The sequence below is a fragment of the Arundinibacter roseus genome, from assembly GCF_004348825.1.
GTDB classification, from domain to species: Bacteria; Bacteroidota; Bacteroidia; order Cytophagales; family Spirosomataceae; genus Arundinibacter; species Arundinibacter roseus.
This window is the reverse complement of sequence record NZ_SMJU01000003.1, coordinates 337,123-352,597: the sequence shown is the minus strand read 5'-3', so window position 1 is coordinate 352,597 and position 15,475 is coordinate 337,123. Positions and strand designations below refer to the sequence as shown.

At 45.7% G+C, this 15,475-nt stretch carries 7 protein-coding genes; 3 read left to right on the top strand and 4 right to left on the bottom strand.

What is annotated here, in order from left to right; all coding sequences use genetic code 11:
- Window positions 1–30 precede the first annotated feature (30 nt).
- Complete coding sequence (locus EZE20_RS06095; protein ID WP_132115573.1) at window positions 31–438, bottom strand: transcriptional regulator; 408 nt, start codon at window positions 436–438, stop codon at window positions 31–33.
- 264 nt (window positions 439–702) lie between these two features.
- Between EZE20_RS06095 and EZE20_RS06090 the strand changes: the two genes are divergently transcribed.
- Window positions 703–1,599, top strand: a complete 897-nt coding sequence (locus EZE20_RS06090) for a metallophosphoesterase family protein (RefSeq protein WP_132115571.1) — start codon at window positions 703–705, stop codon at window positions 1,597–1,599.
- A gap of 80 nt (window positions 1,600–1,679) precedes the next feature.
- On the top strand, window positions 1,680–2,975 hold the full coding sequence (locus tag EZE20_RS06085) for an alpha/beta hydrolase family protein (protein ID WP_132115569.1): 1,296 nt from the start codon (window positions 1,680–1,682) through the stop codon (window positions 2,973–2,975).
- A 42-nt stretch (window positions 2,976–3,017) separates the two neighbouring features.
- Here the strand turns inward: EZE20_RS06085 and EZE20_RS06080 are convergent, their stop codons facing one another.
- The 3 genes from EZE20_RS06080 to EZE20_RS24325 all read right to left on the bottom strand — a co-directional run bounded on the left by EZE20_RS06080 (window position 3,018) and on the right by EZE20_RS24325 (window position 7,593).
- The gene (locus EZE20_RS06080) at window positions 3,018–4,862 is read right to left on the bottom strand and encodes an asparagine synthase-related protein (protein ID WP_228713595.1); all 1,845 of its coding nucleotides are present in this window, start codon (window positions 4,860–4,862) and stop codon (window positions 3,018–3,020) included.
- Between the two features lie 54 nt (window positions 4,863–4,916).
- The gene (locus tag EZE20_RS06075; protein WP_165933421.1) at window positions 4,917–6,680 is read right to left on the bottom strand and encodes a YcaO-like family protein; all 1,764 of its coding nucleotides are present in this window, start codon (window positions 6,678–6,680) and stop codon (window positions 4,917–4,919) included.
- Window positions 6,681–7,296: 616 nt separating this feature from the next.
- Entirely contained in the window at window positions 7,297–7,593 is a 297-nt protein-coding gene (locus EZE20_RS24325) for a hypothetical protein (RefSeq protein ID WP_132115563.1), read from the bottom strand.
- Window positions 7,594–7,609: 16 nt separating this feature from the next.
- Between EZE20_RS24325 and EZE20_RS06065 the strand changes: the two genes are divergently transcribed.
- Window positions 7,610–15,472, top strand: a complete 7,863-nt coding sequence (locus tag EZE20_RS06065; protein WP_132115561.1) for a SpvB/TcaC N-terminal domain-containing protein — start codon at window positions 7,610–7,612, stop codon at window positions 15,470–15,472.
- Window positions 15,473–15,475: the final 3 nt, after the last annotated feature.

Genomic DNA, 15,475 nt, shown 5'->3' with positions numbered 1-15,475 from the left:
TTGGGTAAGAAATGAATGTAAGCTTTCTGATTAGACTTTATTTTTTACCATACAACGGGCCACATGATCGGATATATACCATTCATAAGCATAGGACTCGGGGTCAATTTGGGGAAGAGCAAAAAGCCTATCAAAGGCTTCCTTGAAAGCGGGTACATTGTTCATAAAATCGTGAATCAAAATGCAGGTATAATCGCCTTTGGGAACGGTGAATTCTTCCAGATTTAAGGGCGTTAGATCCTCTTCGGGTAAGGCATTTGCCGCGGCTTTGTAAATCATTTCACTATTTTCAAGTACGGAAATTCCAAAATAATGCCGTTCGGGTGAGAAAGGCACAAGACTATGCAGCGTTTCGTGACATTTCTGAACATCCTCCGGAAAAGATTCTGCATACACACAATACACCAAAATGTCAGCAGGTAAATTGATCTGTTCCATGATTTATAATGACGTTTGATGGTAAAAACTTTACAAAAATACCCCTAACAAGTAGCATATTTCCGGCGTGAACGCGACAAAATTCCGGGGTGTATACGTCAGGCAGGATGGGTTTAATGGATGATAATAGGTCACAGATATTTATATTCTTGGCACTTTTCAATATTCAATTTACATTTAATAACTTTTTTGTAACATCATTTATAGCATGCCTTTGAACACCTTCGTGCATCTTTGTTTCTTCATCAAATAAACCTATCCCTTATGCCACAAGTATTTTACAAACAAACCCGCCGGTCTTTTCTCAGAACCACCGCCCAACTTGCAGGGGCGTATACAACTGCCTACGGATTGGGAGTTTCATCTGTTTTAGGTGCGTCAGCTCCTGATGAAACACCCATTGCCTTGCTGTCAGATACGCACGTATCGCAGGATATGCAGAATCAATACCGGGGATTTTTTCCTTACCAAAATTTACAACAAGTAGTCCCGCAGGTAGTTGCATCAAAACCCGAAGCGATGCTCATCAATGGGGACGTTGCCCGGCTTGTGGGCGAAAAAGCCGATTACAGCCTGGTAAAGCAACTATTGGAACCTGTGGCTCAACAAAACCCGGTATATATGACGCTGGGAAATCACGACCACCGGGAGCATATTCAGGAAGTTTTTAGCGTTTCAGGGCCTCTTCAACCCGTGAAAGATAAGCGTGTACTGGTGGTTGAGCTGCCCTATACCCGTTTTATTTTGCTGGATTCACTGATGTTCGTCAATAAAACACCGGGATTTTTAGGACAGGATCAGCGAAAGTGGCTGCAAACATACCTGCAACAGTCTGACCAAAAACCAACCGTCATTTTTGTGCATCATACCTTATCAGATAATGATAGCAGTCTATTGGATACTGATAAATTCTTTGCCATCATCCGTCCCTTTCGACAGGTAAAAGCCGTGTTTTATGGACATTCGCACGTGTATAGTTATGACACCCTGGACGGAATCCATTTAATTAATCAGCCGGCGGTGGGCTACAACTTTTCAGATGATCAACCAATTGGCTGGCTTTCGGGTAAATTTGGCAAACAAGGCGTAGACCTAACCCTTCATGCAATTGCCGGAAATAGGTCTGATGATAACAAAACCAAATCACTTGGCTGGCGGTAAGGATTCTATGACGGTAGCTTTAAGTACGGATGTGCTTTCTGTGTTACATTCATTCAACCTAACTATTTCTTTCCTATTACATGAAATATACTTCACTAATAATTTTCACGCTGGTCCTAAACTTGTTTGCATTTTCTGCTGATACGATTGCTCAAAATTCCTTTGTTTATGGTGATCCCTTGCCTGATGCGCCCGAACTTTCGCCACGGGGAAGCTATTCGGTTGGGGTTCAAACCCTTCAATTCACCAACAAAGGTCAGGTAAACATTCTAAAATCCAAAGGCGGAGTAGATACGCTCTACGACCGTTCGCTGACGGCGGAAGTGTGGTATCCGGCTATCGTGCCGACCGGTACGGTTGCCTTGGTAGACTATCAGGACGTTATGGGAACGGCCAATGATTCTAAACGACCGCTCATCCCCTTTACCTTTCCCGGAAGAAGTCTTCGTGATGCAGCGCCGTTGCGCTCAGAAGGTTCATTTCCACTCCTGATCGTCTCGCATGGTTATGTGGGCTCGCGATTTTTGATGACCTATTTAACAGAAAATCTGGCCTCCAAGGGATACATTGTGGTAGCAATTGACCATACGGAATCTACTTTTCGGGACGCAGCGCCTTTTACAAGCACGCTACTAAACCGCGCCAAAGATATTCTTTTTGTCCTAAACGAAACGGCAGAATTAGGCAAAGCCAACAGTAAGCATTTTCTGGCCGGAATTGTAGATGATACCAATACGGGAATCATCGGATATTCTATGGGTGGTTTTGGTGCACTCAATGCTGCCGGGGCAGGTTACAGTGAGCAGCTCTCCCGTACTTTTGCTGCAATGACGGGTGGAAGTAAAGCAATTGAAGGCCGTACAACTGCCAGTTCTCAATACGCCTCAACGGTAGATTCGCGAATCAAAGCCGTTGTTGCCTTTGCCCCCTGGGGCATGGAACGCGGAGCCTGGAACGCCGAGGGGCTCAAAGGTTTAACCGTCCCAACCTTCTTTGTGGCTGGTAGTCAGGATGATATTTCGGGTTATGAAAAAGGAATAAAGGCAATTTACCTGACCGCCACCCGTGCGCCAAGGTACCTGCTTACGTATGAAAATGCCCGGCACAACATAGCGCCAAATCCACCTCCTGCCGAAGCTTTGCAACCCGGACTTCCATTTGATGAATATTATCGCTATGCCGAACCTGCCTGGAATGAGCGGCGTATAAATAACATTAATCAGCATTTCGTGACCGCTTTTCTGGGAGTATATCTCAAAAAGAAAGACTATCAGAAGTATCTGAATTTGCCAGAAAATTCTAATGAAAAAGGCTGGACAGGTTTCAAAGGCAGGTCTGCCGTAGGTCTGCAATTGAACCATGCAGTACCGGAATAATCAGCCAAATGATGCAGGAAGAAGTTTTGTAGTACTTGTACTCTAAACTACTTTCTGCATAATACCGCTATGTGGTTCTCTCCAATACTTTTCCCAAAGCATCAGAAATACCTCTCGTTGATATTTTTTGGTTAATGAAAAGTCAGGATTTACCCTATCCATTTTGGAAAGCTCCTTATGTATGGTTTCCAATTTTTCTCTTAGCCCTATATCAAGAGTTTCATCCAATAAATAGGAGTTTACCATTTCGGTCAGGTTTTGCCAAATGGGTTGATTGAAACTAATTTTTGCCTGCCGAAGTCTGACGTTTTCAGGTAAAACACCCGTCATTGCTTCACGGAAGTTATAGCGCCTGATACCTAGTGGCCCAATTCTTAAGTTGCCAGGTATATGTAAGCTTAATTCAATAAAATCCTTGTCCAAAAAAGGGTGCGCGTACTCAATTCCAAAAGCAGCCCCGGCAAGATTGAAGGTCTCGTTCATTTCTAGTATGCCTGCGGAATGTATCCTGCGGAAGTGTTGCTGCATCTCAATCGAAAGGCCCGGGGGACAATAGGAGCTTTTGGGATGATTTTCTTGCTGATTTTTTCCTGAAAAACGTGCTAGAAGCCGAATCAAATGAGAAAATTTGACTATTCTGACTAATTCACCTACTGAAATACAATTATGGCTGATAATTTCCCAAAGGAATTTAAAAGCTGCTGTTAAACCGTTTTCTGAATACTTTGCAGCAAGCGCTCGGGTGATGTAGAAGATTCTTTTATCGAGATTGGTTGGTTGGGTACCTCCAAGTTTTTCTTTAAAATTTTCGAATTCTGAGTTTTTCAGTAGTGAGTATATGTGGGATATTCCTGTATCCACTACCGTATCACCTTCATGTCCCGTTAGAACAACAGTGACTCCCTTCTCTTTAAAATAACACAGTTCGGGCAAAATTTTTATACTCGTCGGGATAGTGCTGGGATCCGGCCGGTCAATTGACTCCTGAATTTTCAGAATACGGGGAATAGAATCGACCCTTCGATCGATCTGAAAATGGTTTTCCTGGTTAGATTGAATAATTGTACGGGCATAGTCCCGCTCATCGGCCTGATCAGAATCAGGATAAAAATGAACAGAAAATAAATTCTTTTTCAGCATATTGAGTTCAGCAATTTTATAGACCGAACTGGAATCAAGTCCACCACTAACATGAGCACCCGTTTTTAGTTGTAATCTTCTTCGGACTGCTTGTTCAAATACCCTTCGATATTCTTTAATTAGTACTGTTTTTGAGGTTAAATGACTGAATTTTTTATGATTGATTTTCCAATAAAATGTTTCCTCAAAAGAACTCAAATCAAGATCAAATTCTAAAAATGTAGCTGGAATTACTGAATAAATACCTTCAAAAAAAGTAGTTTTGGAATATGGCCTTGAATCGGTTGGCCATTGTAGATACTCATTACATTTTTCCTGATTTGTAATTTCAGGAATAAAATCAAGGGAAAGCAGAGCTTTGGGTTCGGATGCAATAGCTAAAAATTCTTTTTTTTTGAAACTGTAATACAGCGGTCGAATACCCATGTGATCCCTGATGAGCAAAACCTTTCGTTTGGTTTCATCCACGAGTACAATAGAAAAATCGCCAGTCAAATTTTCAATAAATCCGGTGGAAAGTTTTAAATATGCCTGATAAATTAGTTCATTTTCGGGTAAAATCAGAGAAGCAGAGAGCCCGATTTTTTCCAGAATTTCGGCCTGATTATCAATTCTTGCATCAGAAACAATCGTGATGCCATTTTTTGAAAATATCCGATAATCCGAATTGCTACTATGCTGCCCAAGTTTAAATGCAGGACAAATGTACAGTTCAGTACCTCCGCGATGAGCCAGTTTGCGGCCCATCTCTTCTATTTCTTCGGACTTCACATTTCCGAAAACTCCAAATAGTCCTTTCATTTACAGAAGGTTAAAATTCCTGAATTGTTCCTCCGTGGGCAGATAGCCATAAAGTTTTTGAGGAACGGAAAATAACCTGCCTTCCGCAAAGCGGATATTCCAATCTCTCATGCCGGGAATTATTGCTTTCACCACCGGCAGATGAACATCGCTTCGTGTAAGATCTTTGTAATAAATTGTCAAACCTCGTTGCCGGATTTCACCTTCCACCATTTTTAATTCCTCGCTGATGCTCAATACTTTATTTTCAACCGGCCAATTTGGTTTTTGAGGAAGATGAAAACTGATGGTTTGAGCTATGTCATCCGATTCAACGTGTGTTAATTTAGTCTTTTTTGCCAGGTGGTGCAGATATACCTGATTGAGTTCTCCAAAAGCTTTGTCGCACGCTTTTTCAATGGAGATATTTGAGGCGGTAGCCACGCAAAATGTACCGTCAGGATAGTCTGAAATGACGGCTATTGTAGGAATCTGAATATCTTGTGTACAGTCAAAAACGTATAGATTTTTTCCGGCTTTTTTATGTTCCTGAATCGCTGATTCGACTAATTTTAGATGCGCGAAATAGTGTATATCAATACCTGGACAAGGCAATCGGTTGTACCACCAGATGGCGAACGCATCCCGTTCCACTATTTCGTACAACGCATTTAAACGCGCCATTTCCGTGCTTGAACCGGCTGCGGTTCCGTTGGTAATCCAGGTGAAAAACCTTTCAGATGTAGTATCTTCAGCGGGTATTCCCAAATACAACAGGGCAGTTGGAATCCATTTCCTTTCGCCGGTCAGATTATCCTCCACTTCTGACCACGCAATGGACTCGCTTTCATCAAATGGTTTGAGCGGTTTTCCAGCATGACTTAATGCATTATTGCTGTCATATTGAAGCGAGCTAAAAAGCATCAGTTGATGCGGATGAATCGCTTTTTCTTTTAGCTCATTGTGAGAGGAAATCAAGTATTCATCTTCCCGATCACGGAAAATCTGTGAATATCTTTCCAGTGTTTCACAGAATGCTTTTGCGTCGGCAATCTCTTTGGTAGATCCATTCCCACTTGCTCTTGTTCTGGAAAGTAATGTTTCAACTTTTAATTGATTGGATCTGTATATCAAACCACCAGAACTTACCCATCCACCAAAGATTGTTTTTTGAGATTTTAATTGATCCACCAAACCAAAAGGCTTTTCCAAATGAAAAGAAAGTTTCTCAAAAACACTTAGAATATTAGCTGATAGTCTGTTTGAATTATTACTATTAAAAAAACTTCCTAAATCGGAATTTCCTATATTTGTGGAGAAACGATGGCGATTGATTATGAGTTTTCTGGTGTTATAAATAAGTAAAGTATTCAGTGATTCCCCGGAGTTTATAAACTCTGGCAGATAATCAAGAATTGCCGCAAAAAAATCAAAAGAAAGCGTTTTATTTAGCAATTCTTTCCGGTCGATTTGCCCTGCCAGTTGATCAAAATAGAACCTTTTAATTCGATTGAACAGGGCATAAAAATTTCCAGTTTCTGACGTATCAAAAACTGGAAATAATTTTATTTCGCCCGGAAATATCCAGAGTACAGTAAATTTATTACTCCTACACCGGAAAAGATCAAGGCTGATCAGGCAAGTTAAATCCGAAACCACATAAACTGTCAAATCTGCATGCTGTGGTTTGATTTCAACATTTTTAAAATCCAGTTTCAGAATTGCTTTGTGAAGCGAATCATCCTCTGGGAATTCCACTGATACAGCTAAAGGATTCTTTTTCAAAAGTACTTCATCCTGCACAAACCCGTAATAGACTTCCAGAATCTCATGAAGCGAATAAGCAGGTTCATAGGTCTTCCTCAGGTAATCCAGGCTAATTTTTTCACAACCAAAAAAATCATTAATAATTTTGATTTGCAGGGAGTTATGGTACGTTTTATGCGTCTGGCCATCTGATAGAATTACGGCATTCCCGTTGGAGCCCAACAGAAACAGGGCTGAATTCCAGACCATGTCAGCATACGGGGAATTGCTGTGTTGATCCATCAGAATCACCGCTGCCACTTGCTAAGGTGGTATTTTTAACCGTACCCCGCCTGACTAACTTGGGTGATGTGTAACTTTTTTTCTTTAAAGATTCGTTGAAATTTTTCATAAAATGAGAGTTTACGAGTAAAAAAGAGAGGTTGCCAATGAAAAAGTCCAGTTTCTGGGACCAAAAAAATGTATCCAAATATACTTAACGGTTCCGGGAAAATAATTGAAAATTCCAAAGAAGGTTGAAATTTTGAAAATTAGTTTCATGCATAATGTGTAACTGCTTTATAATCAGAAATCTGGAGGCGAATCATTGGTAGTAACCGTTTAATAAAAACTGCCGTACTTTTCTTGTAACTGTCTACCTTCGGTTGTAATTTTTGGCCACAATTCCGAAAAAGGGTGTGTGTAGAAGTTGCTCGTACGTGCCATTTCTTATCAGGCCATTCTTACGGCAAAACAACTGCGTCCGAACAAACAGATCATCAGGTTTTAATCTGTTCAAGGCAAAGGGAACGCTACCTACTAAAATGATACGGGTGTACCATGACGAGTCACTCACACGCAGGAAATCAAGGAAATTCGGCTGAGTCCGGGTTGGCTGATTTCTTTCAATTTTGAATAGGTAGATACATGATTCCCATGATGGGTCAGTCATACTAAACCCTTGGCTTATGAACAGCAATTCTCAATCCAGGCAGGGAGGCAAACCTGAGTTGCCTGATATTCAGGAGCATACCGCTATTGGCACGCTCACTAAAGAATCTCCCACGGAAAGCAACCAAATCTCTATTCCGAAAATTGAACTACCCAAAGGTGGGGGAGCGATTAAGGGTATTGACGAGAAGTTTAAGGTAAATGCAGCCAACGGTACGGCCTCACTTGGCGTGCCATTACCCATTACATCGGGAAGGCAGGGTTTTTCTCCTTCGCTCAATTTAAGTTACAGCAGTGGGGGAGGGAACGGACCTTTTGGTCTGGGATGGTCGCTGGATTTACCCCAAATTAGTCGTAAAACGGATCAGGGAATTCCCAGGTACAGCGGAGAAGACGTTTTTACGATGTCTGGTGCCGAAGACCTGGTCCCGTATCTGCTCGAAGATAATTTAGGAAATTGGACTACAGACCGGCAGCAGGCTGGAACCTATACAGTGACTCGCTACCGTCCGAGAATTACCTCCGATCATTCACGCATTGAATTGATCGAACACGCTGCTCATCAGTCCTATTGGCGGGTTACTTCGGCTGCAAATGTGGTTACGATTTTTGGCCGCTCCCCGCAGTGTCGCATTGCAGACCCGGTGGACGGGCGAAAGATATTTACCTGGCTTCCCGAATTCAGTTACGATGATAAGGGGAACTGGATGCGATACAGCTATAAGGAAGAAGACCTGATGCTGGTGGCAGATACCGTACAGGAAAAACACCGCCGTAGCGGGCTGGAACGCTTCACGAACCGATACCTTAAGCGGGTTCGCTATGGCAATGCCCTTCCTTACACGCCTGATCCTTCGCTGCCCTATGATCCTTCAGCGCCGACCGACGACACTTGTTATTTTGAGCTGATTCTCGACTATGGTGAGCATGATACCGAAGTGCCACTTCCGTCCGAAGTACCCAACCAACCGTGGCCAGTCCGGCAGGATGCGTTTAGTAGTTACCGCTCTGGTTTTGAAATCAGGACGTACCGCCTTTGCCGAAACATTCTGATGTTTCACCATTTTCCTCAGGAGCAAAATCAGGATGGGAGTGATTTTGGGGTAAATTACCTGGTGCGCTCGCTGGCATTTTCCTACGTTCCTTCCTCTATTAATGATTCAGGGGCAGCGGAGGTAAACTACCTTGCCCAGATAACCGGTCATGGTTTTGTTCGGAAAGGCGATGGAACCTACAGTAAAAAATCATTGCCTGCGCTCACGATGGAATATCGCCATTTGCAGTGGAATACGGACATTAAACAGGCGAGTCAAAACGATTTGGAAAACCTTCCCGAAGGGCTGAGCGGCCAGTATCAGTTTGTGGATTTATACGGAGAAGGTATAAGCGGCCTGCTTACCGAGCAGGGAAATGGCTGGTATTACAAAAATAACTTAGGCGATATAGACGACGATGGAGAGGTGCAGTTTGGCAGCATGCAGCCTGTGCTGTCGAAACCCAATTTTACCGGGTTGGGTTCAGCCATCGCGCTGGCCGATTTGGACGCTGATGGTCTGAAAGAAATGGTCATTCAGGGAGGAGGTGTGCAGGGTTTTTATAGCATGGGAACAGGCGGTGAATGGCAGGATTTCACCTCTTTTCAGCACCTGCCAAATCTGGACATAAGTGACCCGAACGTACGTCTTCTGGATCTTACGGGTGACGGCAAGCCGGACCTGGTCATGACCGAAGAGCGGGTGATTACCTACTACCAAAGTAAAGGAAAGCTGGGTTACGAGGCCCATGCCCGGGCCCTGAAAGCGCTGGATGAAGAACGTGGCCCGGCACTCGTGTTTGCCGATGACCATAATAAGGTAATGCTGGCCGACATGAGCGGTGACGGCCTGACCGACATTGTCCGTATACGAAACGGTGAAGTGTGCTACTGGCCAAACAAAGGCTACGGACGGTTTGGTGCCAAAGTAACAATGGGCAACGTACCCCGTTTTGACCTGCCCGACCGCTTCAACTCGCTGCATCTGCATTTGACGGATATTAGCGGAACCGGAGCTTCTGACATTATCTACACAGGAGACGGGCATTTCAAAGCTTACATCAATATGGGGGGAAATGCTCTGTCGGATGTACAGGTTATTGAACCATTTTTCCCCATAGATGACATGGTGAACCTGCAAACGGTTGATCTGCTGGGAACGGGAACGAGTTGCCTGGTCTGGAGCAGTGGCCTGCCCGGCGACCGCACCTATCCGCTGCGTTACATCGACCTGATGGGCAGTCGTAAACCGCACGTGCTTACTGCCTACGAAAATAGTATGGGGATGCGAACCAGTCTGGACTATCGCAGCAGCACCCACTTTTACCTGACGGATAAACTGGCAGGATATCCCTGGATTACCAAACTACCTTTTCCGGTACAGGTGGTGGAGCGCTCCACCGTTGAGGATGCCGTAACCAATACTCAGTTTTCTACCCGTTATACCTATCATCACGGCTTTTACGACCATGAGGAACGCGAATTCCGGGGATTTGGTCGGGTGGATCAGTATGACACCGAGCAGTATTTAACGTGGAAGGATGAAAATGAAGATAGCGCATTTGAGCTATCGGAAGAAACTTTTCAGCCGCCGGTACTGACCCGGACCTGGTATCACACCGGAGCATTTTTCAGAAAAAATTTGGTATTAAATCACTTCAAAAGTGAATACTGGCCCGCCAGATACGAAAACATATTTCCTGGTGAGCTAGGAGTCTTATATGAACCCGAATTACCCGATGCTATACTTACTTCCTCACCTTCCATTCTGGATCCAAATGTTCTGGACTGGCTGACTGCCGGGGAATATCGGGAAGCCTCCCGGGCCTGTAAAGGAATGGTGCTTCGCACGGAAGTGTTTGACCTGAAGGCGGTTGATTCCCAAAATCCCACGGACGATGAACGTCGCCAACAGTTGAAGCCCTATACCGTTGCGGCCCATAATTGCCGGATTCTGCTGCAACAACCTCAACGGGAAAATGAGCATGCCTGCTTTCAGGTTCTTGAAAGTGAGGCCTTCACCCTAAGTTATGAAAAGGATATTTCGGATCCGCGCATTAGTCATTCGCTCATGATTGAAACGGATCGCTATGGTAACGTGCTGCATTCGGCCTCGGTGGCCTACAACCGCCTGAACCCTGACCTTAGTCTGCCACAAAAAGTTCAACAGGAACAGGCGAAGATATACATCACCTTTACCCGAAATAAGTACACCAACGATGTACTTTCTGGCAACAGCTACCGCCTGCGCATGCCTTGCGAGGCGGAGACCTTCGAGTTAAGGAATATTCCAAAGAGCGGACAATTTTATACCCTGTCTGATTTCGACGACGCATTGGCAGCAGCGACTACCGAAATCCCGTATGTCCAGCCGCATACCAACGCTGCCGAGCGTAGGAAAATCGAACATTCACACAACTTGTTCTTGAAAGATGACCTGAGCGGGGCGCTCAATCCCGGAGAACTTGAATCGCTGGGTCTGGCCTATGAATCCTACGCTCTCGCCTATACGCCTGCCATGCTTTCCCAACTTTTCCCGGCAGGCTTTTTACCCAATAATATTCTTGCCACGGATGGATTTTTCGTTCATTTTAACGGAGATTCTGCCTGGTGGGTGCCTTCGGGTACGGCCCGATATCTGCTGGCAGGTGAAGGAGTAAATGACGCCGCCGCGCGCTTTTTCAGCCCCATGGCTTACCGTGATCCGGCGGGTTCGCAAGTACAGGTAACGTATTACAAAACTTACTATTTCTTTACCCAAAGCAGTACAGATGCCCTTGGGAACACCATTACTGCCGAACGATTTAATTTCCGGACTTTGAGTCCCGTTACGATTCGCGATGCCAACGATACGTTGAGTACTGCCATTTCGGATGAATTGGGAATGGTAAAAGCCACGGCGCTATTGGGTAAAGATCTGGACGGAGATGGTACTCCCGAAAGTCAACTGGCTGACAGCCTGTCGGGCCTGAATGAATGGACGGATGACGAAGAGCCGGCTATTCAGAACTTCTTCCAACTGACCGACGCAGATGCTATCGACGTTGCCGCGCGAAATTTTCTTCGGCAGGCTACTTCCCGCTACGTCTACGATCTACACGCCTGGACTACCCACCAAAAACCTTCCGTCACTTGCGGAATCATGCGTGAGACGCATCATGCCGATCTGACAGCCGGGCAGGAAAGTGCTTTGCAAATTGCTTTTGAATACACAAGTGGGATGGGGCAGGTAGCCATGGTGAAGTCCAAAGCCGAACCCGGTTTGGCCAAAACGACGACCCTTCATCCCGATGGCACCTACACTGTTGCCGAACTGGATACTTCTCCCGCTATTCGTTGGCTTGGCAATGGACGCACCGTGTTGAACAACAAAGGAAATATGGTCAAACAGTATCAGCCCTACTTTTCTGTAACTCCTGCCTACGAAGATGCTCCGGAGTTGGTGGAAACGGGTGAAACTTTTATTATTTACTATGACAGTTTGGGTAGGCATATCAGCACTATTTTCCCCGATGATACTTTGCAGGAAATACACTTTGATGCCTGGAAGAAAGAAATTTGGGATCAAAATGATATGGCGCTGCAAAGCCCGTGGTACAACGACCGCATCAATCGGCTGATTGACTCACAGTTGACTGCCGATGGTAAAGACCCCGCAAAAGAACAAACCGCTGCCGCCAAAACCGCAGCCCACGATGCTACTCCCTCGGTAGTTCATTTCGATTCGCTGGGACGACCCGTCCTGACCGTGGCCCATAACAAAAGGCACGATAACAGCGACGAATTTATTCAGACTTCTATCGATCTGGACCTGGAAGGGAATGCGCAATTGGTAACCGATGCGCGGGGCAATACGGTGATGAACTATCAGTATAACATGCTGGGTACCCGCGTGTACAGCAATAGCATGGATGCAGGTGAACGGTGGCAATTTGCTAATGCACTGGGAAAGCTGCTCATTAGTCGTGACGCAAGAAATCATACAGTGGCAATTTCTTATGACGCCTTACACCGGGAAACACAGAAGCGGGTCACGGGCGGAGATGGTGTGTTGCTGAACCATGTGTTTGAAAGATTAATTTACGGGGAAAATCAGGCCAATGATAAAGCGCTGAATCTACGCGGCAAAGTATGGCATCACTACGACACGGCGGGCAAGGTGGAATCCGTTGCCTTTGATCTGAAAGGTAATTTGCGGCACCAATTTCGAAAGTTAAATCAAGACTATAAGGCCGTTCCGGATTGGAGTGGTGCAAATCCGGATGCCTCTTTACAGGCTGGTTCAGGCTCGGAAACACGCATGACCTACGACGCTCTAAATCGCATACGTACCCAAACGCACCCGGATGGAAGTACGGTGACCCACGGCTATAATGCCGCCGGGCTGCTTGACCGGGTGGATGTTACCCGTAACGGAACCACGGAGGAGTATGTGAAAAATATAGACTACAATGAAAAGGGACAGCGCAGGTCAATTACCTACGGAAATGACATACGAACAACCTATACCTACGACCGCGAAACTTTTCGTTTGCTGACCATTATCTCCCGTCGCCAGAATAATGAACTATTACAGGAGCTGCACTACACCTATGATGCCGTAGGCAATATCACCGAAACGGAAGACCGCGCCATTCCAACCCGATTTTTTGCCAATCAGCTCATTGCTCCTCGTAACCGCTACACCTACGATGCCGTGTACCGCCTAACGGAAGCGCAGGGTAAAGAGCATGTAGCGCAGGTCAACCACAGCACCTGCGATAACTGGAAAGATTTGCCCTTTCTGAAAAAATATAGTCCAAACGACGATATGCAGTGGCGTAATTACACCCAAACGTATCGCTACGATTTGGTGGGCAATATTCTGGAAATGAGACACCTGGCCACCAATGGCAACTGGACGCGCACGTATACCTACGAGGCAACAACCAATCGTCTGATCCAGACGCAGGTCGGAGGGCAAACCTACACCTACGCCCATCATCCGGCGCACGGTTTTCTGACCTCACTTCCCCATTTGCAAAATATGAGCTGGAATTTCCGGGACGAATTATCCGGCACTACCACTCAGCGAATATGTACAGGTACTGAGCCGGAAACTACATTTTATGTATATAATGGCGCTGGCAAACGGGTGAGAAAAATTACAGAAAACCAGGGCGCAGGAGGAAATCCACCAACCGTCAAGGAGGAAAGGCTATACCTGGGAGATGTTGAAATTTATACAAAAATAAGCGGCAATTACTCCGGACTCATAAGAACTACACTGCACATCAGCGACAATCAGGGCCGAATTGCCATGATCGACTCTCGCAACGGAATAGACGACGGAACGGATACTGTAACGGTTCGATATCAACTGGGAAACCGCTCCAATTCAGCCCATCTGGAACTAGACGGCACGGGCGCCGTCATATCGTATGAGGAGTATCATCCGTATGGAACCACGGCTTATCAGGCCGTGAGTGCGACCATTCGGGCCGCCGCCAAACGCTACCGCTACACTGGCATGGAGCGAGACGAGGAAACCGGCCTTAGCTACCATAACGCCCGCTACTACATGCCCTGGCTGGGCAGATGGCTGAAACCGGATCCGGTGGGGATGGCGGCAGGTGTAAATTTCTATTCCTACGTAAATAATAATCCAGTAAAACTGATCGACCCTAACGGCACCGACGACGATGAAGGATGGGGTTGGGGTACTTATCTGGCTATCGGAGCAGTAGTTGCAGTAGGGGTTGTAGCGACTATTGCAACAGCAGGTGTTGCTGGTCCTGCTTTTGCAGCAGCCGGTAGTGCTATTGCAGCGGGTGCAGGAGCAAGTGCTGCCACTGCTGCTACTGTTGGAACAGTTACAGCAGTTGTAGCCGGGGGTGCCGCAGCCGGTGCGGTCGGAAATGTTGCAGCCACTGCGACATCCAATGCATTGTTTGATCGAGAAGACTCTTTGGGAGACGCTGCAATTTCTGGTGCTGCGGCAGGGGTAATTACTGCAGGGGCAGGAGCCGCAATAGGAGCAGCTGCCAGAGGTGCTGGAACGGCGGCAAGAGCTGCTCAAACCGCAGGTACAGCTAGCCGAACACAAAGGGCTGTGGCTACGGTTGCAACGGCTGCCGAATCATCTACTGCTGCTAGGACTGCACTTAGAGCTACTAGGGGTGCAACGTTGGGAGCTGTGGGAGGTGCAACGGCTGAGGCTACAAGGCAAGTTTCGGCTGGTGAAAGTCTGGATGCTGGGCGTATTGGAACTGCAATGGCAGCGGGAGCTGTATTGGGAGGTGTTCTTGATCCAGCAATTTCAGCAACAAGCTTACCAGGTACTATGGCTCAGGCTACTCAAAGGGCAAGTGGTGCCGGTACAAGAGCCGGAATTTCACTTAGATCATCTGTACAGACTGCCAGAGCGCGAGCCAGTGGTGAGAATTATTTAATTACGAGACATGGTGATGTCTCAGGTAGAGAGGTAGTATCAGTTGCCACACCAGAAGGTCCGAAAGCTTTTTATAATCGTACTGGAGGGGGTGGAACTAATTCAGGTGGTGCAAAAGCTGGAGATTGGGCTCCATTTGAAGGATTCTCTCAACGAGACGGTGTTTTCGAATACAACGGCAATATGTACAGAGTTCCCAATGAATGGTTTATAAAGCATCGCATTAGTGCAGGATTAGATGAATCTAGTCCTCTATATAGGTTTGGAAGTGATCAAAATATTTCCACGTCAAAATGGCTCCTAAACCAAAATATTCCAAAATCTACTACTTCACGTTCTGGGGCTGAGGTAAATCCTGAATTGCAAGCAGCTGGAATTGAGATACCGGTATTGAATTTTATAAATGTAAACTTCTAAATC

What these genes read in the sequence shown, in the direction of transcription:
- EZE20_RS06095 (WP_132115573.1), bottom strand. Translation starts at nt 438, where the DNA reads ATGGAACAGATCAATTTACCTGCTGACATTTTGGTGTATTGTGTGTAT.
- EZE20_RS06090 (WP_132115571.1), top strand. Translation starts at nt 703, where the DNA reads ATGCCACAAGTATTTTACAAACAAACCCGCCGGTCTTTTCTCAGAACC.
- EZE20_RS06085 (WP_132115569.1), top strand. Translation starts at nt 1,680, where the DNA reads ATGAAATATACTTCACTAATAATTTTCACGCTGGTCCTAAACTTGTTT.
- EZE20_RS06080 (WP_228713595.1), bottom strand. Translation starts at nt 4,862, where the DNA reads ATGGGCCGCAAACTGGCTCATCGCGGAGGTACTGAACTGTACATTTGT.
- EZE20_RS24325 (WP_132115563.1), bottom strand. Translation starts at nt 7,593, where the DNA reads ATGACTGACCCATCATGGGAATCATGTATCTACCTATTCAAAATTGAA.
- EZE20_RS06065 (WP_132115561.1), top strand. Translation starts at nt 7,610, where the DNA reads ATGAACAGCAATTCTCAATCCAGGCAGGGAGGCAAACCTGAGTTGCCT.